The following is a 922-nucleotide window of genomic DNA, read 5'->3' on the forward strand; positions in this document are numbered from 1 at the left end:
ATTTCACTCCCCTGTTCGGGGTTCTTTTCACCTTTCCCTCACGGTACTGGTTCACTATCGGTCTCTTGGGAGTATTTAGCCTTACCGGGTGGTCCCGGCGGATTCAGACAGGATTCCTCGTGTCCCGCCCTACTCAGGATACTGCTATCGCCTGACGTGCTTGCCTGTACGAGTCTTTCACTCTCTATGGATGAACTTTCCAGAACATTCCAGTTCACAGTCATTTGAATATTGCAGTCCTACAACCCCACAGTTGCCGTAACAATTGTGGTTTAGGCTGTTTCCCGTTCGCTCGCCGCTACTTAGGAAATCGATGTTTCTTTCTTTTCCTCCTCCTACTAAGATGTTTCAGTTCAGAGGGTTGGCCCACTTTCGTGTGACAGGCCTTCTGCCTGCCGGGTTGTCCCATTCAGAAATCCTCGGATCAATTCTCGTTTGCAAATCCCCGAGGCTTATCGCAGCTTACCACGTCTTTCTTCGCCTCCAAGAGCCTAGGCATCCCCCATACGCCCTTTATTACTTTCTTACATTTCCGATATCCCCTATTGTAGTTATCGGAACTTTATCTCATCTCCTTAAATATGTCAATGAACGTCGCAAATTTTCATTTGCAGTGAACAGCACTCGGTTCGAACCTACGCCTAAAGCGGTGCTGTTGTGACGTTTCTTTGAAGTGAGCAGCTAAATTACCTTTGAAACAAGGCTCCAGAAAGGAGGTGTTCCAGCCGCACCTTCCGGTACGGCTACCTTGTTACGACTTAGCCCCAGTTACCGGTTTTGCCCTAGGTCGCTCCTTGCGGTCACGAACTTCAGGCACCCCCAGCTTCCATGGCTTGACGGGCGGTGTGTACAAGGCCCGGGAACGTATTCACCGCGCCATGGCTGATGCGCGATTACTAGCGAATCCAACTTCATGGAGGCG

Annotated in this window: 2 rRNA genes; both read right to left on the reverse strand. The window is 50.3% G+C overall.

The features are described 5' to 3' along the window. Positions 1 to 526: ribosomal RNA gene (locus WS34_RS14880) — 23S ribosomal RNA — on the reverse strand; the annotation flags it as partial. A gap of 183 nt (positions 527 to 709) precedes the next feature. Next, positions 710 to 922 (reverse strand): 16S ribosomal RNA (locus WS34_RS14885); the annotation flags it as partial.

Source organism: Odoribacter sp. N15.MGS-14 (assembly GCF_000980245.1).
Taxonomy (GTDB): domain Bacteria; phylum Bacteroidota; class Bacteroidia; order Bacteroidales; family Marinifilaceae; genus Odoribacter; species Odoribacter splanchnicus.